Origin of the sequence: Bacteroides sp. (assembly GCF_030151085.1) — a bacterium.
Lineage (GTDB): Bacteria > Bacteroidota > Bacteroidia > Bacteroidales > Bacteroidaceae > Bacteroides.
Map to the genome: position 1 here is coordinate 274,655 of NZ_JASLER010000056.1, position 22,663 is coordinate 297,317.

Below are 22,663 nucleotides of genomic sequence, written 5' to 3' on the forward strand. Positions count from 1 at the left end.
GAGAGCACAAAAAAGCCCAGCTTCCATAAGAAACCGGGCTTTTAATATATTAGGAATATTTTGATTATGCTTCTTCAGCAACTACTTCAAAAGGAATTTCTACTGAAACTTCTTTGTGAAGTTTAACGATAGCCTTATAGCTACCAACTTCTTTTACTGCATCTTTAACAACGATAATCTTACGATCAATGTTGTGACCCAATTTAACCAATTCTTCAGCAATCTGGATATTACCAACAGAACCAAAGATAGTACCGGTTGAGCTAACTTTAGTAGCGATCTTCAAAGATACACCTTCTAACTTAGCAGCCAATTCTTCAGCATCCTTTTGGATTTTTTCCAGTTTGTGAGCACGTTGCTTCAAATCTTCAGCCAACATTTTCTTTGCAGAAGGAGAAGCAATGACAGCTTTTCCAGTCGGGATAAGGAAGTTACGACCATAACCAGACTTAACAGTTACGATGTCGTTCTTATAACCCAAGTTTACTACGTCTTCTTTTAATATAATTTCCATACTTTCCTCCTCCTATTATTTCATCATGTCAGTTACATAAGGAAGCAACGCCAAGTGACGCGCTCTTTTCACAGCTTGAGCTACACGACGTTGGAACTTCAAAGAAGTACCGGTAATACGACGCGGAAGGATTTTACCTTGCTCATTCAAGAATTTCTTCAAGAATTCAGGATCTTTGTAATCAATGTACTTAATACCGCTTTTTTTGAAACGGCAGTATTTTTTCTTCTTAACGTCTACTGAGGGCGGAGTTAAATATCTGATTTCTGATTGAACTTGTTGTGCCATGATTAATCCTCCTTTTTAGTTGATTTCACATTTCTTCTCTTCGCAGCGTATTCAGCAGCATACTTGTCTTGTTTGAAAGTCAAGAAGCGGATAACGCGTTCGTCACGACGGAAGTTAATTTCTAACTTTTCAATAACAGTAGGTTCTGCATTGAACTCAATCAGTTGATAGAAACCGGTTGACTTTTTCTGGATTGGATAAGCCAGCTTTTTCAGTCCCCAGTTTTCTTCATTTACAATTTCAGCACCTTCTTCTGTGAGGATGCCTTTGAATTTTTCTACCGCTTCCTTCATCTGAACATCAGACAAAACGGGAGTCAAAATGAAAACGGTTTCGTAATGATTCATACTCATTTAATTAAATAAATAAATTATTCTTTTTTAAAATGCGGTGCAAAGGTAGGCATTTTATTTTGAACTACAAAAATATGCCAGCTTATTTTGTATTGTCTTTTGCTTATAGTATATTTGCAAAGTTGTTTAAACAATAATTTCATGATAGAGCAATTCAACTTTGACATCCGACTCATATTTGCCATACTAAATGGTAAAGTATCGGCTGCTATAAACCGTAAACTGTCCCGTAACTTCCGTCAGAATGGCTTGGAAATTACCCCGGAACAATGGACTGTGCTTATATTCTTATGGGAAAAGGATGGTGTTACACAACAAGAGTTGTGTAATGCAACTTTTAAAGACAAACCCAGCATGACGCGCCTCATCGACAATATGGAGCGCCAGCATTACGTAGTACGTATCTCTGACAAAAAAGACCGCCGCACCAATTTGATTCATCTCACTAAAGACGGAAAGGAATTAGAAGAACGAGCACGTGTCATTGCCAATCAAACCCTCAAAGAGGCTCTGCATGGTATCACTGTTGAAGAATTAAGTATAAGCCAAGAGGTACTACGAAAAATATTCTTCAATACTAAAGATTAACTTAAACAATCTATAGAAAGACTATTAAACCAACTATTTAAGTTGAATAATAGTTTTTTTGCAAAAATAATTTCGCTTGTTAAAGAATTATGCTTTTCTTTGTGACAAGAATATGAAAGAATATAATAACTATTAAAATACACACACATGAAAGGCTTATTAAAAAATCTGGGATTGATATTAATCTTAGTAGGAGCTGTAGTTCTGGTTGCATGTTCTGCTACCGGTAATGTTAACAACAATACTATTTTAGGTGGTTCAGCCGCTTTAATTGTTGTAGGATTAATCAGCTACATTGCTATTAACAAAAGAATTGCAGATTGATATCAAAAAGCAAGAAATAAAAAAGGCGGTTGCATTACACAACCGCCTTTTTTATTTCTTTCCTCCAAAGGATCGAGCCTTATCAAGACTCAACTTCCGGAGTAATCAGTTTATATCCTTTTCCATGTATATTGATGATTTCAATAGATTCATCTTCTTTCAAATGCTTACGCAGTTTTGTGATATACACGTCCATACTACGAGCGTTGAAATAGTTATCATCAATCCAAATAGTCTTCAAAGCGAAGTCACGTTGCAAAATTTCATTTGCATGAGCGCAAAGTAAGCCAAGTAACTCAGATTCTTTAGTTGTCAACTTAGTCTGCTTGTCAGGAGTAGACAAAATCTGTTTCTGAGTATCGAATGTAAACTTACCAATCTTATAGATATTGCTTTCTTTGTTTTTCTTGCCACGAACACGTCTCAAGATAGCTTCAATTCTGAAAGTCAACTCTTCCATGCTGAACGGTTTAGTAATGTAATCATCAGCACCGATCTTGAATCCCTCCAAAATATCTTCTTTCAACGTTTTTGCAGTCAGGAAGATAATAGGTATTTCAGCATTTGCTGCACGCACTTCTTGTGCTAATGTGAAACCGTCTTTCTTCGGCATCATCACATCGAATACACACAAGTCATACTTATTCTTCAGGAAAGCCTTGTATCCAGCCTCTCCATCAGGAAATAACTCAGCAGCGTAACCTTTAGCCTGTAAATATTCTCTTAAAAGCATGCCAAGATTTTCATCATCTTCGCACAATAAAATACGCAGTTTCTCGTCCATATCAATCAATTTTTTAATAAAGGTAATGCAATTATAAATTTAGTTCCTACGTTAAGTTCGCTTTCTGCCCGGATGGTTCCCTTATGTTCCACAATGATTTTTCTTACATAAGCCAATCCCAAGCCGAAGCCTTTTACATCGTGCAGATTACCCGTATGCACACGATAGAACTTTTCAAATATTTTTTTCAAATTCTCTTTTTTGATACCAATACCATTATCCTGAATCGAAATCATCAGTTTACCCGGCTCATTCCAGGTTTTCACCACCAATTGCAGGTCTACATCCGGACGTTTGTATTTCACTGCGTTATCCATCAAATTGAAGATAACATTGGTAATGTGCATCTCATCAGCAAAGATAGCCGGATCGGTTGCATTAAGCTCTGACTCAATTTTACCGTTATAACGTTCCACTTTCAGCGTAAACGTATTGATAACCCCTGTAATCAACTCATTGGCATCCAGTTCCTTCATTTTTAAAGTAGCCTTCTGACGGTCGAACATCGACATCTGAAGCACTTTCTCGACTTGGAACCTTAACCGCTTCGTTTCATCATTGATGACACCCGATATATGTTGGAACATAGCCGGCGACTTGCCTACAGCTGGATCTTTCAACATCTGTGCCGCCAACGAAATCGTTGATATCGGTGTCTTGAACTCATGCGTCATGTTATTGATAAAGTCATTCTTCATCTCCGTCAACTTCTTCTGACGGAACACGATATAAATCGTGAAGATGAAAGTTATCAACAGCACAAAAGTGAAAATCATCGATGGCACCATAAACCTGACCGAGTCGAAAATATAATCTCTTTTACCCGGGAAGTGTATCTTTACGATACTCATGCGGGCAGGAGGATCGTTCAAGAATAGAGGCTGCGAATAGGAACTTTCGTTCCCTTCATCAACGTAATCCGAACATCGGTAAATTTCCCTACCATTACGGTCAATCACTTTAAAATGATAATTCAGGTCAATACCATTGTCAATCAAACCCGATTTAAGATACTGGTCTAAATTTTTAAAATTAACCCTCTCCTCTACCGGTCTGTCACTGGCATAATAAACCATTTGTAAAACCACCTCGTCCATCAATGCACGCTGATAGAGATAACGATTCTTTAACATCTCTACCTGTGTGCGTGAAGTTTGAGGAATAGTTTTCGCTCCATGTTTGCGTGAAATCATTGCTCTGGGCAGTTCCGAAGGCTCATTTCCATAAATCTTCAGTTCTGCAGAAGAACTGACAGAACCATCAGGCGATGTCATCACAAAACGTTGTGTCTGTACCACTCCACTTCCGCCTTGAGATTGTTCCCATGCCTTCTTTTCTGCATCGGAGATATCCTCCTTTAACCAGCGTTCAACCTCCGCAGATTCCACATCTTTCGAAGCAGCCATCAATGCACGCTTCACAGATTCATCAAACTGCTCGTTACGCATCTTCACCATTTCCTCTATGTAGCTGATTTGCAAATACAGCAAACTAAGGAAGGAAAGACCCATCACGATGCCTAATATCCATATAGTTGACTTTTTCATAGTCACAAAATTAACACTCCCTAATTAACACTCCTAACAAATTAACCTGATTTAACCGGACGTTCTCGTTAATTAACCGAAGGCGTTTTTTTAAGTTGTATTACGAGCATTATAACAAAAAGAAAGACCTTTGGTTTGCAAATTTAATAAAAAATTAATCATTCACATTCACAATTCCTTATGTTCTTAATCAGCGTTAATAAAAAAAGCCGTCATTCCCCCATTATGAGGTAACAACGGCTTTAACAATTTATAAAAACAGACGAAGTGAAATCTTTATTCTTCGGTTTGCTTAGCTTCAAATTCCTTAATCAACTTGTCTTGTACATCAGATGGAACAAGCTCATAACTAGCAAATTTCATAATAAACGAAGCACGTCCACCAGTCAATGAACTAAGGGCTGTAGAATACGAAGACATCTCTTTCAAAGGTACTTTAGCACTCAATTTTTCATAACCGGCTTCGCTACTCATACCCATAATCATAGCACGGCGTCCTTGCAAGTCACCCATTACGTCACCCATTCTGTCTGACGGAACAAATACTTCTACATCATAAATCGGTTCCAAAATCTTCGGACCGGCATTCTTAAATGCCTCACTGAATGCATTTCGTCCTGCCAGCATGAAAGATATTTCATTGGAATCAACCGGGTGCATTTTACCATCATATACAATAACGCGTACATCACGGGCATACGAACCAGTCAACGGACCTTGCTCCAGGCGCGCCATAATACCTTTCAGGATAGCCGGTAAGAAACGGAGGTCGATAGAACCACCTACAATACTATTAACAAATACCAGTTTACCGCCCCATTCCAATGGAATTTCTTCGGTACCTTTGACGTTTATCTTGAACTCCTGACCATTAAATTTATAAGTATCAGGCATCGGCATACCTTCATAATAAGGTTCTACAATCAAGTGTACTTCACCAAACTGACCGGCACCACCGGATTGCTTCTTATGGCGATAATCTGCACGAGAAGCTTTTGTAATAGTTTCACGATAGGGGATTCTTGGTTCTTCAAATTTAATCTGGAGTTTTTCATTATTCTCCAAGCGCCACTTCAATGTACGCAGATGGAACTCACCTTGTCCATGAACAATAGTCTGACGCAATTCTTTAGATTGATCTACTACCCAAGTCGGATCTTCTTCACGCATACGGTTCAAAGCAACCATCATCTTCTCTGTATCAGATTCATTGAGCGGTTTGATAGCACGTGAATATTTAGAATTCGGATATTTAATGAAGTTGAAACGGTTTTCAGTACCTTTTCCATTTAAAGTATTACCAGTATGTACATCTTTCAATTTCACGGTACAACCAATATCACCGGCAATCATTTCTTCTACTTTAATACGATTGGCACCAGCACAAGCATAAATCTGCGCAATACGTTCCTTTGAACCACGATCGGCATTGGTAAAATCTTCGCCTTCATGTACTTTACCACTCATAACTTTGAAATACTGAACATCCCCAATATGAGGTTCAACAGCTGTTTTAAAGAAATATAAAGAAGTAGGACCATTAGCATCAGGTTTCACCACTTCCCCACGTGTGTTATGTACCGCCGGCATTTCATCTACAAACGGAACAACATTACCTAAGAATTCCATCAGACGGCGTACACCCATATCTTTGCCTGCACAAACACAGAAAACCGGGAACATGCCACGAGAAGCCAACCCCTTACGAATACCTTCACGCATCTCATCCTCAGTCAAAGAATCTTGTTCAAAGAACTTTTCCATCAAACTTTCGTCATTCTCAGCAGCAGCTTCAACCAATGCTTTATGAAGCTCGGTTGCTTTATCCATTTCTTCAGCAGGAATATCTTCTATCGTTGGTGCACCACCTTCGGGACCCCACGAATATTTCTTCATCAGAAGTACATCAATCAACGAGTTAAAGTTTGGTCCTGTAGCCAACGGATATTGCACGGGTACTACCTTGGGACCGTAAATTGTCTGCAACTGTTCCAATACCATATCATAATCGCACTTTTCATGATCCAGTTGGTTTACCAGGAAGATAACCGGTTTACCCAACTTTTCCGTATAGCGAAAATGGTTTTGCGTACCTACCTCAGGACCATATTGTCCATTCAATAATAAGATAGCAGTATCAGTTACATTGAGTGCTGTCATAGCAGCTCCTACGAAGTCATCACTACCCGGGCAGTCGATAATATTCAGCTTTTTTCCGTTCCATTCCACATGGAAAACGGTGGAAAACACAGAATAGCCATATTCTTGCTCCACCGGGAAGTAATCGCTGACTGTATTCTTGGCAGTAATTCTGCCACGACGTTTTATAATACCACTCTCAAAGAGCAGCGCTTCTGTGAGAGTGGTTTTACCCGAGCCGTCATTGCCAAGGAGGGCAATGTTTTTGATTTCATTCGTCTGATATACTTTCATGATATTTTAGGATTTAAAGTGAATAACTAAGCATGCTTGCGGATGCCATTAACTTTTGTGAGGCGCAAATTAGACATTAATCAAAAGAAAAGCAATTAATCGGCAGTGTTACTAAACAATGTTATGTAACACATTGATATTTTATATACTCACTCAGAGCTATATTTCTCCCGAAAAGACAAGTCACTTTTAAAAGAATTTATTAATTTTATCCCGCAAAATATAACCGTCAAAATAATGTTGAAACTATTATTTACTGTTCTACTAACACTCTGCCCATATTTCATTATGGGACAATCAGGTCCAAGAATTTATAAAAGCCACCCTCTTATTGGTGTCTCTTGCTCACATCCGGATGATTATTCATCCACCCGAATGACTTATACGGAGTCTGTAATCCAAGCAGGCGGAACACCAATGCTTATCCCGATAACTGCTGACAGCCTTGTCTTAACAGACATCATCAACCGTCTGGATGGTATCATTCTGATTGGCGGAGGTGATATTGCTCCCTCTTATTATAATGAATCTCCTATCGAACAATCAGGAATAGCCGATTCATTGGGTGATATTTATGATATATCACTTATACGTATGGCTGCCAATCGCAATATACCAATGTTGGGTATATGCCGAGGCGAACAATTAATAAATGTGGCTTTTGGCGGTACCCTGTACCAGGATATCCCCAGTCAGTATCCAGACACTACTATCCAGCATGGACAAAAGGAACCAGGTCATATTCCTACACATGTGGTCAACTTATTGCCGGGATCTGCAATTGCTCAAATAACCGGTCAAACACAACTGTTCACTAATAGTCATCATCATCAGGCAGTTAAACGAGTGGCTCCCGGTTTCAGAGTAACTGGATGGGCCAAAGATAGCATTCCGGAAGCAATTGAATCTACCTGCGAATATCCTATATGGGGAGTCCAGTTTCATCCTGAAATACTGACTGTAGCAGGTAATAGTACTTTCGCTAAGTTTTTCCATTTTCTGGTTCAAAAGGCAAACACTTATCACCAGGCTAAAGAAATTCATAAACGGATTCTCTCAATTGATACGCACACAGATACTCCACTTGATTTTGATGCTAACTATAATATAGGTACGCGCGCGAAAAGCCAAGTTTGCCTACCTAAAATGGAGGAAGGAAAACTAGACGGACAATATCTGGCATGTTGGGTTCGCCAAGACCTTTGCGATGAAGCAAACAGCCAAAAAGCAGTAGACCGGGTGGATGAACTATTACGTGGTATTTACCATCAAGTAGAAATAAACAATGAAAAATGCGCTATTGCCCGTACTCCCGATGATTTATCCAAACTCAAGGCAGAAGGTAAAAAGGCATTTTATATCGGTATTGAAAACGGTTACGGTATTGGTAAAGACATAAAAAACATAGAGCGCTTTCATCATTTAGGCGTAACATATATCACTCTGTGCCACACCCGTAATAATGATATTTGCGACAGTTCATCAGATAGCACAATTTTATGGAAAGGAATCAGTCCTTTCGGGAAGAAAGTCATAAAAGAGATGAATCGTCTGGGTATTATGATCGACCTTTCTCACGCAGCAGAAAGTACCTTTTGGGATGCCCTGAAATATTCCCAAAAACCAATCATAGCTTCCCATTCCTCTGCAAGTGCTATTTATAAACACGACCGCAACTTAACTGACAAACAGCTACGTGCCCTTGCTGCCCATGGTGGAGTAGCACAAGCATGTCTGGTAGATGAATTTCTAAATCCGGTTGCAAAGAATGCCAGCCTCAGCGATTTTATGAATCACCTACTTCACATGATTGAAGTGGCAGGTATAGACCATGTTGGTATCGGTTCCGATTTTGACGGCGGTGGCGGCGTGAAAGGGTGTAACGGAGACAATGATTTCATCAATATAACTGCCCGCTTGCTAGAGCATGGATTTACAGAGACAGATATTGCCAAGATTTGGGGCGGAAATTTCCTTCGGGTCATGAAACAAGTACAAACGAAATAGATCTGACAGAAAAACATCATAAAAAGGAGGGATTAGAGCTATAATCTCTCCTTTTTGACACATTTACCTACCTTCAAGTATTTTACTTTCGCTTAACTTTGCTGTCAAACATAAACTGAATATTAATTTCTAATGCCAATTATTCAAATGAGAAGAAAATTTATCTGGAGTCTCGCCCTAGTAGCTTGCCTCCTCTGTTTGTCTTCCGCCAAAGCACAAACATCCCAAAATGCGATCGTACCCGGGGAGGTATGGAAAGACACCGATGGTAATCCCATTAACGCTCACGGTGGTGGTCTGCTTTACCACGAAGGTACTTACTACTGGTACGGCGAATACAAAAAAGGTAAAACCGTGTTACCCGAATGGGCCACATGGGAGTGTTACCGCACCGACGTAACCGGTGTCAGTTGCTACTCTTCCAAAGACTTATTGAGCTGGAAGTTCGAAGGTATTGTCCTGCCTGCCGTGAAAGATGACGTCCAACATGACCTTCATCCCAGCAAAGTACTGGAACGTCCTAAAGTTATCTATAATACCAAAACGAAGAAATTCGTAATGTGGGCTCACGTAGAGAGTGCCGACTATAGCAAAGCCTGTGCCGGAGTAGCCGTTAGCGACTCCCCTACCGGACCATTCACCTATCAAGGCAGCTTCCGTCCCAACGGAGCCATGAGCCGCGACCAAACCGTCTTTGTAGATGATGACGGCAGGGCCTATCAATTTGCCTCAGCTGAGCACAATGCCACTTTATATATTAATGAGTTGACCGACGATTATCTGAATACCACCGGACGTTTCACCCGCAATTTCATAAAGATGAGCCGTGAAGCCCCCGCAGTGTTCAAATTCAACGGCAAATATTATTTACTTTCATCCGGCTGCACCGGTTGGGATCCTAACGTAGCCGAGCTAGCCGTAGCCGACTCCATCATGGGTGAATGGAAAACCATTGGTAATCCCTGCACAGGGCTTGATGCCGATAAAACTTTCTATGCCCAAAGCACCTACGTACAGCAGGTTCAAGGTAAAGGCAACGCCTACATCGCTATGTTCGACCGTTGGAAGAAGAAGGATCTCGAAGATTCCCGTTACGTATGGCTCCCCTTGGAGTTCGGCAAAGACGGAAAGATCACAATTCCCTGGCGTGAAAGCTGGAGCCCTCTTACCCAATGGGAAGGGCAAGGTGACTTCACTGCCGGAAAAGGTACTTATCTGCTCAATGGTAGGCCGTTCGTAGTGAAAGCTGCTGAACTGCATTATCCCCGTATACCGAAAGCATACTGGGATCAACGTATCAAACTGTGTAAGGCATTGGGGATGAACACCGTTTGTCTCTATGTATTTTGGAATGCCCATGAGCCCCGTCCGGGAGAGTTCAACTTCGAGGGACAGAACGATTTGGCAGAATTCTGCCGTCTGTGCAAAGAAAACGACATGTACGTCATCCTTCGTCCCGGTCCGTATGTATGTGCTGAGTGGGAAATGGGCGGTCTGCCTTGGTGGTTACTCAAGAAGAAGGATATACGCCTGCGCGAATCCGATCCTTATTTTATAGAGCGAGTTAGCATCTTCGAAAAGGCTGTAGCGGAGCAAGTGGCCGATCTGGCTATTCAGAACGGTGGCCCCATCATCATGGTGCAGGTAGAAAACGAATACGGTTCTTACGGCGAAGATAAAGGTTATGTATCGCAGATTCGCGACATGATACGTGCTAACTACCCGGGAATGACCCTCTTCCAATGCGACTGGGCATCGAACTTTACCAAAAACGGGCTTCATGATCTGGTTTGGACGATGAACTTCGGTACAGGCGCTAATGTAGACCAGCAGTTCGCTCCACTCAAGAAACTCCGTCCGGACAGCCCCTTGATGTGCTCGGAATTTTGGAGCGGATGGTTCGACAAATGGGGTGCCAACCACGAAACACGCCCTGCTGCCGATATGATTAAAGGTATCGACGAGATGTTATCCAAGAATATATCATTCAGCCTCTACATGACTCACGGCGGTACTAACTGGGGACACTGGGCAGGCGCCAACTCTCCCGGCTTTGCCCCGGACGTAACCTCTTACGACTACGACGCCCCGATCAGTGAATCTGGTCAAACTACCCCCAAATATTGGGAACTCCGCAAAGCAATGGAGAAGTATATGAATGGCGAGAAGATGGCCAAAGTTCCGGCTTTGATTAAACCCATCAGCATTCCAGCTTTCCAATTTACCGAAATGGCTCCGCTATTCCAAAACCTGCCGGCTGCCAAGAAAGACCGCAACATCCGCACCATGGAAGAGTACGACCAAGGTTTCGGAAGCATCCTCTACCGCACTACCTTGCCCGAAATGAAGTCGGCCTCAGTACTCACCGTAAACGATGCACACGACTTTGCACAGATATTCCTCGATGGCAAATACATCGGCAAACTAGATCGCCGCAATGGGGAAAAACAACTGGCATTCCCCGCCTGCCGCAAGGGTGCACAACTTGACATCCTCGTCGAAGCCATGGGACGCATCAACTTTGGACGTGCTATTAAAGACTTTAAAGGTATCACCGAAAACGTACAACTCACCATCGACGTAGAAGGTCGTCCCTTTACTTGCGACTTGAAAGACTGGGAAGTATTTAACCTCGAAGATACCTACGACTTTTATAAAGGTATGAAATTTCAGCCCATCCAGTCGCTGAAAGACGAACTTGGACAACGCATTCCGGGTTGTTACCGTGCAACCTTCAAGGTGAACAAGCCAAGTGATACCTTCCTCAACTTCGAAACATGGGGTAAAGGACTGGTATACGTCAATGGCCATGCTATGGGACGTATTTGGGAAATCGGCCCGCAGCAAACACTCTACATACCCGGCTGTTGGTTGAATAAAGGCGAGAACGAAGTACTGGTATTCGACATTATCGGTCCTCGTGAAGCCAAATCCGAAGGTCTGAAACAACCTCTGCTTGACCAACTACTTGTAACCAAACCTCTTATCCATCGTTCCGAAGGTCAAGAGTTGAACTTATCATCTGAAAAGGAAGTCATCTCAGGCAGTTTCAAGCCGGGTAACGGCTGGCAAGAAGTCAAGTTCGACCAACCGGTTACAGGTCGTTACGTCTGCCTCGAAGCCCTCAATGCTATTGATGGTAAAGATCTGGCTTGCATCGCTGAAATGTATCTCGTAAACGAGAATAACGAACGTCTGTCACGCGAACCATGGATTGTGAACTATGCCGATAGCGAGGATGTATCCCGTGCCAACTGCTCAGCCGACAAGATATTCGACTTACAAGAATCCACCTATTGGAGCACGTCGAAAGACAGTAAATATCCACATGCGATTGTGATTGACCTAGGCGGTACACATACATTAACCGGATTGCAATATTTACCCAGAATGGAAAGTGAAGTTCCGGGCGGTATCAAGGACTTTAAGGTTTATGTGAAGCAGCAGAACTTTAAATACTAAGCAAGATATTTATAGCAAGAGGAGCTTGTTCCATCATTGGTACAAGCTCCTCTCCTTTTTTAACCTATTGAAAACATCCAAATAACAATGCTCTAATTAACCTTTCTATTAATTCATTATCAATGTTACAAAGATACGACAACAATGATATTCATTTATGCCACATTTGTGTCATAAATGAGCACAATTCAATCAAAATACGAGTTTCCAACTGTTTTTCCAGTCAACAACGGGCATTCCTGCTTTATTAAAATCGGTGGGCACCAAATATAGTGAATACTAAAAGAATGTAGATTTCATCATATCGCATCAGACGTATTAGCGAGTAACCCTTGCATTTGCACGAATCAGTTATACTCTTCTATCACATTCTGAATAATATCCACCCCGACCACCTCTTTGGTAACAACATCCGTTACCCAAAGCCTGCTTCCCTTCACCGACATCTTTTGAGCACCACGGAAAGTATATCCAATGACCGACTGGATTGTCTGCAAGAACTTCTCCTTCTTCCTGTCATAGATGCGAATACTACCGTCGGAAGCAGAGATGTACATCATATTCTTGTATAAAGCAATTCCTCTTGGATTGAAGTCGAGAGACATTGTTCGTTGGTCATCGGTCATCACGATATTATCCCCTTTCTTTATAAGAATTGTATCTATCACCTGAATCTTATGGTTGCCATACTGCCCATAATCAGCCAAGAAGATAGTGCCTAATGAATCTACTGCCATTTGATGCGAATAGAAACCATTGTTTGTATCAAAACCGGCAGCACTGCCACGAGAGAAGAAAGGGATATTCTGATATTTATCAGCAACAACCGAGCTCTTCAGCATTACTTGCAGACGATTCTTCATACGCACAACGATGTAATCTCCCACAATTGCCATGGCATGTGTATGCAGGAATTGTGTATTGCCTTCTCCCCAATTCCTATTGCCCATGCGGGTGACAAACTCCAAAGTACTTACGTCGAAAACATCGATGCACGAACCGATATTTGCCAGGAACAACTTGCCGTCTGATACCGTAATGGCTTCTACATAATTATTGAATACCTGCGTCTCGTCCTTATACGTCCACTGGCTCAGTGAACCTATCTTTTTACGGGTAGACAGGCTGTAAAGTTCCACACTGAAATGCTTCGCTTGCGTATTGGCTATAAACAGTGTATCTCCATATATATAGGTAGAACCGGGGATAAATTCATCCGAAGCATATCCCAGTTTTACAGCATCGACGACCTCTGCTGCTTTGTATGAATAGTAATAATGCACAGCCGAAGGTTTCTCCGGTTCCACTTCGCGAATCACATCCTGATACTCAGTTTTTGTGCAGGCAACCAGAAGTGCTGTCATTGCCGCTATATAGATAAGTTTCATCATCTTCTTTTTCCTCCTATTTTAAGTCTTTTACGGGTATGCCTGTAACTGTTCCTGTCCCCCGGTCGACAATGAAGAGGGTCTGACGGGCAAAAGCTATCTTCTCGGGAGTTTTCAAGATACCGCCTTTCAGATCGGAGAAGTCCTTCACGATGGTTCCGGTCTGCGGATTGATTTCTACAAAACAGCCCGTCTTCCGTTTCAATGTAACGAACATACGCCCGTCGAAGGAAACAACATCGTATGCCGGTGCCGGTAGTTGCAAGGTACGCATGGGGGTCAAAGAGGTCTGTTCACGCATATCGGCCAGATTATAGGCATATATTTCACTGATATTTATATGCGTAGTATAAAGTATGTTGTCTTTGTCAATGGCTAGCCCGTAAGTGCCCATCGATTCACCAAAACCTTTGAAACGGCAGTAGTTAGGAATTCGCATGGCATTGGCAGTTGTCACATCTTTCTCCATAAACACACATACACGACGTTTGTCACGGATAAACACGGCACCGTTCCGGATCAATGTTTCAAAAGCATGCACCGTCTGATAGCTGCCCTCTCCCCATTGCCCGGTACCAATGCAAGTAACGAAATCGAGTGAAGAAGCATCGAACACATCCGTCCGGCTACCGGTATTGGTAACGTAGACTTTTCCATGAGCAGCAGTAATGCCATTCGGTTCTCCGGCAAACGATTCCGATTTACCTGCACGAGTCCATGTTTTGATACTTCCACTATGAGTCAATTTTCCTCCTTTCTCATCGAAGACTTCCACACTGTAGTTTCCGGTGGCATTGTTTACCACATAGATGCGGTTATTATAAGCCATGACGTCCTTGGGAGTGAAAGTAGTTGCCGTAGCTCCCGGTACATCCGAAGCCGTCAGTGAAAACGATAAAGGAGTACCTGCACCGGTATCTTCACTATCTTCTACGGGATGAAAGCCCAAGCCGCCATCGATAGCGTCCAGTTCAGGGTCTTCAATAATAAAGCTGGATGCTACATAAGGAGCACTGCCATAAAGGGTGGTAGCTGTCTTACGAGTTTGCATAAAGCGACGGGAGTAAACAGGCAAGCGCTTTTCCAATGCCAACTTCTGATAAACGGCACGTCCTAAAGTAATCCATCCGGGTCCTGTCTCCTCGTATGTCATATTGCCCGCATGACCATAGCCCAGGCAATGTCCCATTTCATGGAAAACCGTATGTATATTGTATTCATCATCGGGATAGTGCTGCAAGAAACACCACTCTGCCAATCCCATAGTAGCACCTCCTCCCAGTCCGTTCACCCCACTGACATGCCCGAACATATAGGCACCATGCGTCAACACCTGTTGTTTCAGTTTATCGACATCTACGATGGTTTTATTGTTGTCACTGTGCAGTTTGCCTCTATACTTCTCTAGTTCATCGGTGAACTCCTGTGTAGAAAAAGCATAAGCCAAATTCAGTATTAAAGCCACTGCTTCCCGACAATGCGCAGGACGTATGGGATATGCCCAACTACCGTCCCGACTATAAGCCGAGAAAGATATCTTATAAGCAGGAATCACACTGATCATCTTCTTATAAAGCAGATCATCACAATCAATTCTGAGACTCAAGTCGGTAGCACTTATATTCGAATTAGCCTTTATCACGATGGTTTTGCCGGAAGCCGTTCTATATTCCTTATCTTCAAACACCATTGGAAGTACTTTATGAAACTCTACGAAGCCTGGGATAGTTGCAAAATCGGCCAACAGAAATTCTTCCTCATAACCCGTAATCGTTCCCCATATCTTTACATTGCTGATGGCCCGCGGACAGAAGAAGCGGATAAATAATTCCTGCTTCTCATTAATAGATACCTGCAATGGGACATTGACACGAAAGCTCCGTTTAGTAGCATCAAAGCGTACCTCTTCTGGCTCATCATCTTGCAGCATCAATATAGATACATCCGGCGTGTAGTCTTCGGCTGTTACCCTTATTACTCCCTGAATGCGATCTTCGGGTGCGGGAGGATCGATATAGTTAATGACTGTATCTTTAGAACAGCTTGTCAAAAGACAAAGGAAAAGAAAGAGAATAGTTAGTTTCAGTTGTGTCATAATGACATTATTTTAAAAAGAGAGCGCAAAGATAGTAAATCCGCTTGTATTAGAGAACAGACACTCACGAATGTCTCATACAAATCTGCTTTATATATGAAAAAAGGAGCTTACTCCCATCACGGAATAAGTTCCTCTTAAAAACAATCTTTCTATACCCTAACTTATACCTTTATTTTAATAACCTACATACTATTAACAGTTCAAAGACACAGTAATATAGCTATTTAATCATACCGTAACTCCGTCATAAAAAAGCACAAATCACAATCAAAATGGGGGTTTCCAACTATTTTTCCACTCGATTACGGGCATTCCGGCTTTATCAAAGTCGATAGGCAACCAAACATAGCGCGAATACATCAGGCTATCCGGCTCCCATACATCCGCCATAAAAATGTACTTGTTTTCGGGCAAAGAAAGAACATAAGTGCTTTGTCCGCCAAATGTCTTTTCAGCTCCCGGTCCGACAAACGGATGTGGATGCTGTGTCCAAGGTCCCCAAATGGAAGGAGCCGAAAACATACGTGCTTCATTAGGCGCCCAGCCGGTACAGCCGGAGGTTATCATCCAATATATATTGTTGTGTTTGAAAAGTGCTGGAGCTTCATTATGTCCTCCGGGGAAAATACGAATATACTTTCCAGAGTGAGCTTGATAATCATCAGTCAGTTCGGCAATCTGCAAGGTTAGATTTTCTTCAGAAGAATAGATATGATAGGCCTTGCCATCATCGTCAACAAACAGAGTCATGTCACGAGACATCTGGCCATCTTTTAAATCACGTTGCGCAAATAATCCTTCGGCTATAGCTTTCCGCCATTCGGAAGTCCACCACTCTTTGTATTTATCCCAATCCCATTGCATCTTTCTTTCCTCCTGCGACATATTCAACGGATAAATCCCCGGATTGAGACGCATGGAACGAACAAAACGATAGGGTCCCGTCGGAGTATCACTAATTGCAACTCCTGCCCTCGCCGCTTCATATCCTTTACCCTTCAGTTCGAGATGAAACCATAATACAAATTTCCCCGTCTTCTTATTATAGATCACTTTAGGACGTTCCATAATACATCCTTTCTCAATTTCACTTCCTGGCTCCTGTGATACAGCCAAAGCTACATTTTCATATTTCCAGTTGCACAAATCTGTAGAAGAATAGCAACTCACCCCTACTTCTGTGGCAAAACCTGTTGAAGGACGATGCTCGCCAAACCAATAATACTTGTCCCCATAGGTAAGTATGCCACCACCATGTGCATTGATATATTCACCGTTCACATCATTCCACACTCCGGAAGGGACAATCTCTACCTGTTTCTTTTTAAACTTGTCTTGTGCCTGTGCGCTGATTACAAAAGAACAAAGAAGCCAGACAACTATCATTCTAAAATTAATGTTCATCATGTTTATATCTTAATTATATATAAAAAGGGGATAGGATGTCTTCTCACTGAAAAGTGTATCCTAGTCCCCTTAAGTAAATACCTATTGAACGATACTTCTATTTCTCAGCAGGTTGATCCGCTACAACAGGCCAGAACGGGTTTTGATAGAGTATCGAAGTAGATACATCTGCGCCCGAAGTTGCCGTCAACTGGAACTGTTTCACCATAATAGGATTCAGATAGTGCGCCATCTTCCATGTACAACCGTTATAACCGGCTTGTGAACTGGTTCTTTCGAAAGGACGGAGGTATTCGCTCTTATCTTTGGGAGACACATTCGACTTGTCTGAACCATCGGCAACCAATGTTGTCGTTCCTTTATCATCCAGATACCAGCTTTCCATAGGTGTGTTCCACAAATGCATACCTTCCATGTGGCTGGGTGTAGTGATAAGCTGATCCATTGAACGCCAGCGGCAAAGGTCCATGTAACGAAGTCCTTCGGCTAGGAACTCACTGCGACGTTCACGACGGATATTATAAAGTGTCTTGTCCGAAAGGATAGTGCCGGCAGTATAAGCTCCCCAGTCGTTTTCCGCTTCCTTGCTCATATCTGTAGCAGCAATTGTCTTATCGATGTCAGTACTGATACCAGCACGCTGACGAAGGATAGTCCAATAATCACGGGCAGTACCATCTAATGATCCATTAAGCAGATAGCTCGCTTCCATATAATTCAGCAGAGCTTCGGCAGCACGGAAGCATACGGCTGCGGTATATCCGCCACCATTAGCATAGTACTTGCGGTTGAACGAACCTCCTTTGCGAAGGGCATAACCGGTAGCATATCCACGTTCACCATCGCCATTGGTAATAGAAGGATAAGGCTCTTCCATTACCACCTCAGTACCTTCATTATTATCCACTTCAAAAAGAATGTTCTTCTGTCCCGGTTCTTTCAAGAAGATGCTCAGACGAGGATCACGATTGGCACGCACATCAGCAATGGTCTTGTCACCCATATAGTAGCCATCACCATCGGCATAATTGCCATGAGCATATACCGGAGTACCATCTTTCATCAGGAAGTTTTGTACAAATCCACGGGTCAGACCGATACGGTAGTTACCACGACCGGCAGCCGAGTTGATATTATGGGTAGAAAGACCACGGGCATATTGACGCCACAAAAGTACTTCCGGAACATTTGAGAGATCTTCTTGGGCGAACATATCGAAGTAAGGATTGGCAGCATCCGTAGCAGATTGCTGTACTACTCCAGTGTTCACAGTCAAACTTCCCTTGTATTTATCGGCAACGATCTTAGCAGCTTCCGTAGCTTGTTCCAAAAAATATTTCACTTCATTTTCAATGCTTCCACTAGGATACTGATAACCGCTGTACAAGGCAGCCCCCGGCCAACCTTCACCGGCAGGTACAAATGCCGTACTTTTAAAGTTTTGCAACCAAGAGGCTTCAAACAGTGCCACACGTGATTTAATCAACATCGCAGCATCTTTATTGATACGTGTAGTTGCCATATCTACATCGCTCATATAAGCATAAGCTTTGTCAAGATCCGAAAGAATGAACCGTGCCACTTCATTGCGCGGTGAACGCTTGCTGGCTTCGCGAAGTGCCGCCATATCGTCTGTAAGCGGTTTATCTATGATAGGGAAATCTCCGAAAAGCTGAAGCTTCTTGAAGTATTCATAAGCACGAAGGAAGTACATCTCACCTATATAATGCTTGATATTTGCCACACTACCGGATATTGTATTTTGTGCTCCACTCATGTCTTCACCGAATTTAGGCAGTGCTTCGGATAAGAAGAAGTTAACACGATAAATGCGTTCGAACTTCCAATTGTCACTCTCACTGTGCGCTACTTTCCATCGGTCGGCGGTATAGCGGTCATTGGCATTCACCTCTATCTGGTTGTCGGTTCCTTTATCTTCGCCGAAGATACCGTATGTCCATTGTCCGTACGAAGGAAGTATATTAGGATATTCATCATTCAGGTTGGCTTCCAACTGGGCTGCCGTTGAATAATAAGTTTCGGGAGAGATTTTTGACATAGGCTCTCTATCGAGAAAATCTTCACAAGAAGTAGTTCCAACGGCAATGGTTGCCGCAAGGAAAGCTTTGACTATATATTTCGATTTCATGATTATTCTTTTTAAGGGTTTAAAGTGAAACGCTGAGTCCTACAGACCAAGTTTTTGAAAGCGGGTAAGAGTTACCGCCACTCTTGATAGGTGCAGAACCATTAGTATCGGTGTTACCTCCATTGATGGTTTCAGGATCAAACAACTTGGATAGTTTCGTACCTGTCCACAAGTTCTCGCCGGATACGAAGATACGGCAATTGTTGATACCGATCTTACGAGTAAGCGCATTGGGAAGAGTATAACCAAGTTGGAAGTTCTTCAAACGGATATAGCTGGCATCCTGCAAATAACGGGTCTGTGTTTCCTGATTCTGTGTGCTATCAAAACGCGGACGTGCATAATAAGCATTTGTATTAGCAGCTATCTCGTGACCGGAAAGTCCGATAGGTTCGCTACGGAAGTAGTCTTCGTGCTCTTTCAAGCCCATTGACCACCACATGCCCCACTGACCTACTCCCCAAAACATGTTGGAGCCTTGCCAGTAGTCACGTTTCATTACTCCTTGGAAGAAGAGACGTACGTCGAAACCTTTATAATTCGCATTCAAGTCTAGTCCGAATTGGAAGCGAGGGGTGTTGTTACCAATTACCTTCAAGTCACCATGATCTTCCAAAGTCTGTGCACCTTTCGTAATACCCGGTTTGCCATCAAGGTCGGCATACATAATGTCACCCGCTGCCCATGTATTTCCAAGAGCGTCCTGACCTCCGACATTAGTAAGATGCGCTTGCATTTCAGCATCCGTCTTGGCGATGCCTACAGTTTCAAATCCCCATATCTCACCGATTTCGCGACCGGCAATGTAGGTACTGATAGAATTTGTCGGATTACCGGGATAGCTGTCAATGTATGTACGGGCATCTGCCAGATTAAACTTCACTCCATAACCAAAGCCCGATCTTGTTTGATCTTGCCAACCGAGGGTGAGTTCCCAACCTTTGGTCTTTAAGTCACAGTTGTTTGTTTTAGGAGAAGCAATACCCAAAGTAGCGGGAAGTTCTACAGAAGGTCCGACCATATTATCGGTATAACGTACATAGGCATCGAATGAAGCCGTCAAACGGTTATTAAAGAAACCCAGATCGACACCGATGTTCCAGGTACGTACTTTCTCCCAAGTCAGAGCAGTACTGATAAGGCCACCTACATAAGCAGTATTCGGTTTAAGACCATTTTGTAACCATTTACCATTGGCTTGTCCCAATGTCATGGAGCGATAGGTGGGATACCACTCGTTGGTATTCATATTTCCCAATTCACCATAAGAAGCACGGAGTTTAAATTGGTTGCAAACATCAGCGAAGTCTTCCCAGAAGTTTTCTTGTGCTACGTTCCAGCCTAAAGAGAACGAAGGAGAAAGTTGCCAGCGATTGCCACGACGGAAACGGGATGCACCGTCGTAACGAAGATTGAATTCGGCCAGATAACGACCCAAGTAGTCGTAATTGGCACGACCGAAGAAACCGACAGTTGCCCATTCGTTGCGATACCCACCTACTTCAGGAACTTTGTCTTTACCTGCTCCGTCAATGTTGGAAATCAAGTCCAGTTCCGGCAAATCTTCTACCTGCAAGCCGTAGCCTTTGGCACTGAAGAACTTCTGACGCATTTCTTCGGTTTGGAAACCTGCCATTACCTTAATATTATGAGCATCGTTGATGGAGAATCCATAGGTTGAATAGATATTCCAGTTCATATAGTTCTCTTTCTTGAAGTCCTGATAGAGACTGGTATCCCCATTCGTATCTACAATATTACCATTCACATCATGATTGTAGTAAGGAAGAGATACTTCACGGGTATCTATAGTATTGGTACTATAGTTGAACTCAACATTGGTAATCCAGTTTTTAATTGGCTCGAATACAAGGCTTGCCTGCTGGTAGGTCTTGTCGGTTTGTACACCACGATCACCGCCCAAAGCAAGAGACATAGCCGGACCACCGCCGTTACTGTTATGATAATATCCATTTTCGTCGTAAACCGGGAGGTTGGGCCACGTCTGACGTCCGATACTCTCGTACAGTCCGCCACCGAAAGCAGTGGGGCGTGACAAATCCTGGCGTACATAACGCAAGCTGTAGTTGAAGCGTAACCACTTAGTCAGTTCAGCACCAAACTTTGCCGTAGCATTGAAGCGTGATAGTTCATCGGAACCGTGGCGCAACAATCCGTTCTGATCCAAATAACCCAATGAAGCATAATAATTGTACTTATCTCCCCCCCCACTCATACTGAGATTATGTTCCTGTGAAAAACTGCTATCCTTGTAGAATTCTGAGAACCAATCGGTATTGGCATAAGCCTCGGTATAAGGGTCGCCGGCTGGCTTACCCCATACATTGCCGTCGGTAGGCAAACCACCTGTGTTGGTACCACCGGCTGCCTGGAAGTCAAGCATCTTCTGCATCACGGCATCAGAGAATTGTTGCCCCTGATTACCATTACGAGCAGCTTCGTTGAAGTAATTGGCAAAAGTATAAGAGTCCATTGATTGCGGCAGATTCACCGGACTGTTGAAACGGAAGCTATTGTTATAATTGATAGTTGCCTTGCCTGAGCGACCTTTCTTTGTAGTTACCAGAATAACACCGAATGGCGCACGCGAACCATAAATAGAAGATGCAGCAGCATCTTTCAGTACGGAGATGTTTTCGATATCCTGCGGGTTCACCGTATTAATATCACCCTCCATACCGTCAATCAAAATCAGCGGACTGCCGCTCGAACCATCACCGATGGTACCATTACCACGAATATTAATGGACATGTTCTTGTCCAATTCACCGGTATTGGTTGTGATTTGCAAACCCGGAACCAAACCTTGCAAGGCTTGTGTAGCGTTTGCTACCGGACGTGACTCAATTTCTTTAGCGGTAGCTATACCTACGGAACCTGTCAGGTTCACTTTCTTCTGTGTACCAAAACCTACTACTACCACTTCGTCCAGCATCTCCGTATCTTCTTTCAAAGCAATACTAAGAGATGTTTTTCCGGCAACAGGCACATCTTGTGTTTTGTAACCGATAAAACTGACCGTTAAGGTTGCATTTGCGGGAACGGTTAATGAGAAGTTACCGTCCATGTCGGTAATGGTTCCATTGGTAGCCTTGCCTTTCTCCACGATACTGGCACCAATCACCGGTCCCATTGCATCGTTAACTACACCTTTTACCTGGATTGTCGAACTTTGAGCATTCAAGAATTGAACATTCAACAGAAGAATCAAACAAACTGCCAAAGCGCTATACGTTTTCAGTCCGAGTTCTTCAACGAATCTCTGTCTTTTCATTGTACAAACATCATTTAAGATTAAAC

At 42.7% G+C, this 22,663-nt stretch carries 15 protein-coding genes; 4 read left to right on the forward strand and 11 right to left on the reverse strand.

What is annotated here, in order from left to right:
- Positions 1-64: 64 nt before the first annotated feature.
- Genes rplI through rpsF form a run of 3 tightly spaced genes read right to left on the reverse strand, consistent with a single transcriptional unit; the run spans position 65 to position 1,149 of the window.
- Positions 65-514: a 50S ribosomal protein L9 gene (gene rplI / locus Q1W14_RS11800; protein ID WP_300701701.1), complete on the reverse strand. Its 450-nt coding sequence runs from the start codon at positions 512-514 to the stop codon at positions 65-67.
- Between the two features lie 15 nt (positions 515-529).
- Positions 530-802: a 30S ribosomal protein S18 gene (gene rpsR, locus Q1W14_RS11805; RefSeq protein WP_004288442.1), complete on the reverse strand. Its 273-nt coding sequence runs from the start codon at positions 800-802 to the stop codon at positions 530-532.
- 2 nt (positions 803-804) lie between these two features.
- Positions 805-1,149 carry a 30S ribosomal protein S6 gene (gene rpsF / locus Q1W14_RS11810; protein ID WP_300701703.1) on the reverse strand — a complete coding sequence of 115 codons (345 nt, stop codon included), beginning with the start codon at positions 1,147-1,149 and terminating at the stop codon, positions 805-807.
- A gap of 147 nt (positions 1,150-1,296) precedes the next feature.
- On the opposite strand from rpsF, the gene Q1W14_RS11815 reads away from it, so the two are divergent.
- Positions 1,297-1,743, forward strand: coding sequence for a MarR family transcriptional regulator (locus Q1W14_RS11815; protein ID WP_300701705.1), 447 nt, complete (start codon positions 1,297-1,299; stop codon positions 1,741-1,743).
- Positions 1,744-1,890: 147 nt separating this feature from the next.
- Positions 1,891-2,067, forward strand: a complete 177-nt coding sequence (locus Q1W14_RS11820; RefSeq protein ID WP_300701707.1) for a hypothetical protein — start codon at positions 1,891-1,893, stop codon at positions 2,065-2,067.
- Between the two features lie 82 nt (positions 2,068-2,149).
- Here the strand turns inward: Q1W14_RS11820 and Q1W14_RS11825 are convergent, their stop codons facing one another.
- The 3 genes from Q1W14_RS11825 to Q1W14_RS11835 all read right to left on the reverse strand — a co-directional run bounded on the left by Q1W14_RS11825 (position 2,150) and on the right by Q1W14_RS11835 (position 6,831).
- Positions 2,150-2,851 carry a response regulator transcription factor gene (locus tag Q1W14_RS11825; RefSeq protein WP_300701709.1) on the reverse strand — a complete coding sequence of 234 codons (702 nt, stop codon included), beginning with the start codon at positions 2,849-2,851 and terminating at the stop codon, positions 2,150-2,152.
- Between the two features lie 5 nt (positions 2,852-2,856).
- Positions 2,857-4,398, reverse strand: a complete 1,542-nt coding sequence (locus Q1W14_RS11830; RefSeq protein ID WP_300701710.1) for a HAMP domain-containing sensor histidine kinase — start codon at positions 4,396-4,398, stop codon at positions 2,857-2,859.
- Between the two features lie 276 nt (positions 4,399-4,674).
- Positions 4,675-6,831, reverse strand: coding sequence for a translation factor GTPase family protein (locus tag Q1W14_RS11835; RefSeq protein ID WP_300701712.1), 2,157 nt, complete (start codon positions 6,829-6,831; stop codon positions 4,675-4,677).
- Positions 6,832-7,068: 237 nt separating this feature from the next.
- Here Q1W14_RS11835 and Q1W14_RS11840 point away from each other — a divergent pair, with 237 nt between their 5' ends.
- Together Q1W14_RS11840 and Q1W14_RS11845 are read left to right on the forward strand one after the other, a co-directional pair.
- Positions 7,069-8,838: a gamma-glutamyl-gamma-aminobutyrate hydrolase family protein gene (locus Q1W14_RS11840; RefSeq protein ID WP_300701714.1), complete on the forward strand. Its 1,770-nt coding sequence runs from the start codon at positions 7,069-7,071 to the stop codon at positions 8,836-8,838.
- A 147-nt stretch (positions 8,839-8,985) separates the two neighbouring features.
- Positions 8,986-12,300 carry a beta-galactosidase gene (locus Q1W14_RS11845; protein WP_300701716.1) on the forward strand — a complete coding sequence of 1,105 codons (3,315 nt, stop codon included), beginning with the start codon at positions 8,986-8,988 and terminating at the stop codon, positions 12,298-12,300.
- A 347-nt stretch (positions 12,301-12,647) separates the two neighbouring features.
- Here Q1W14_RS11845 and Q1W14_RS11850 read toward each other — a convergent pair whose 3' ends face one another.
- The 5 genes from Q1W14_RS11850 to Q1W14_RS11870 form a co-directional block, all read right to left on the reverse strand.
- Positions 12,648-13,691 (reverse strand): hypothetical protein, encoded by a 1,044-nt coding sequence (locus tag Q1W14_RS11850; protein ID WP_300701718.1) that lies wholly within the window; start codon positions 13,689-13,691, stop codon positions 12,648-12,650.
- 13 nt (positions 13,692-13,704) lie between these two features.
- The gene (locus tag Q1W14_RS11855; RefSeq protein ID WP_300701720.1) at positions 13,705-15,783 is read right to left on the reverse strand and encodes a hypothetical protein; all 2,079 of its coding nucleotides are present in this window, start codon (positions 15,781-15,783) and stop codon (positions 13,705-13,707) included.
- Positions 15,784-16,053: 270 nt separating this feature from the next.
- Positions 16,054-17,193 (reverse strand): glycoside hydrolase family 43 protein, encoded by a 1,140-nt coding sequence (locus Q1W14_RS11860; protein WP_300701722.1) that lies wholly within the window; start codon positions 17,191-17,193, stop codon positions 16,054-16,056.
- Positions 17,194-17,290: 97 nt separating this feature from the next.
- The gene (locus tag Q1W14_RS11865; protein WP_300701724.1) at positions 17,291-19,342 is read right to left on the reverse strand and encodes a RagB/SusD family nutrient uptake outer membrane protein; all 2,052 of its coding nucleotides are present in this window, start codon (positions 19,340-19,342) and stop codon (positions 17,291-17,293) included.
- 19 nt (positions 19,343-19,361) lie between these two features.
- Positions 19,362-22,637 carry a TonB-dependent receptor gene (locus tag Q1W14_RS11870; protein ID WP_300701726.1) on the reverse strand — a complete coding sequence of 1,092 codons (3,276 nt, stop codon included), beginning with the start codon at positions 22,635-22,637 and terminating at the stop codon, positions 19,362-19,364.
- Between the last annotated feature and the right edge of the window lie 26 nt (positions 22,638-22,663).

Excerpts from the sequence above, each read along its gene's own strand:
- Q1W14_RS11860 (WP_300701722.1), bottom strand. The coding sequence starts at position 17,193 with ATGATGAACATTAATTTTAGAATGATAGTTGTCTGGCTTCTTTGTTCT.
- Q1W14_RS11815 (WP_300701705.1), top strand. The coding sequence starts at position 1,297 with ATGATAGAGCAATTCAACTTTGACATCCGACTCATATTTGCCATACTA.
- rpsR (WP_004288442.1), bottom strand. The coding sequence starts at position 802 with ATGGCACAACAAGTTCAATCAGAAATCAGATATTTAACTCCGCCCTCA.
- Q1W14_RS11850 (WP_300701718.1), bottom strand. The coding sequence starts at position 13,691 with ATGATGAAACTTATCTATATAGCGGCAATGACAGCACTTCTGGTTGCC.
- Q1W14_RS11820 (WP_300701707.1), top strand. The coding sequence starts at position 1,891 with ATGAAAGGCTTATTAAAAAATCTGGGATTGATATTAATCTTAGTAGGA.
- rpsF (WP_300701703.1), bottom strand. The coding sequence starts at position 1,149 with ATGAATCATTACGAAACCGTTTTCATTTTGACTCCCGTTTTGTCTGAT.
- rplI (WP_300701701.1), bottom strand. The coding sequence starts at position 514 with ATGGAAATTATATTAAAAGAAGACGTAGTAAACTTGGGTTATAAGAAC.
- Q1W14_RS11825 (WP_300701709.1), bottom strand. The coding sequence starts at position 2,851 with ATGGACGAGAAACTGCGTATTTTATTGTGCGAAGATGATGAAAATCTT.
- Q1W14_RS11870 (WP_300701726.1), bottom strand. The coding sequence starts at position 22,637 with ATGAAAAGACAGAGATTCGTTGAAGAACTCGGACTGAAAACGTATAGC.
- Q1W14_RS11840 (WP_300701714.1), top strand. The coding sequence starts at position 7,069 with ATGTTGAAACTATTATTTACTGTTCTACTAACACTCTGCCCATATTTC.
- Q1W14_RS11845 (WP_300701716.1), top strand. The coding sequence starts at position 8,986 with ATGAGAAGAAAATTTATCTGGAGTCTCGCCCTAGTAGCTTGCCTCCTC.
- Q1W14_RS11855 (WP_300701720.1), bottom strand. The coding sequence starts at position 15,783 with ATGACACAACTGAAACTAACTATTCTCTTTCTTTTCCTTTGTCTTTTG.
- Q1W14_RS11865 (WP_300701724.1), bottom strand. The coding sequence starts at position 19,342 with ATGAAATCGAAATATATAGTCAAAGCTTTCCTTGCGGCAACCATTGCC.
- Q1W14_RS11830 (WP_300701710.1), bottom strand. The coding sequence starts at position 4,398 with ATGAAAAAGTCAACTATATGGATATTAGGCATCGTGATGGGTCTTTCC.
- Q1W14_RS11835 (WP_300701712.1), bottom strand. The coding sequence starts at position 6,831 with ATGAAAGTATATCAGACGAATGAAATCAAAAACATTGCCCTCCTTGGC.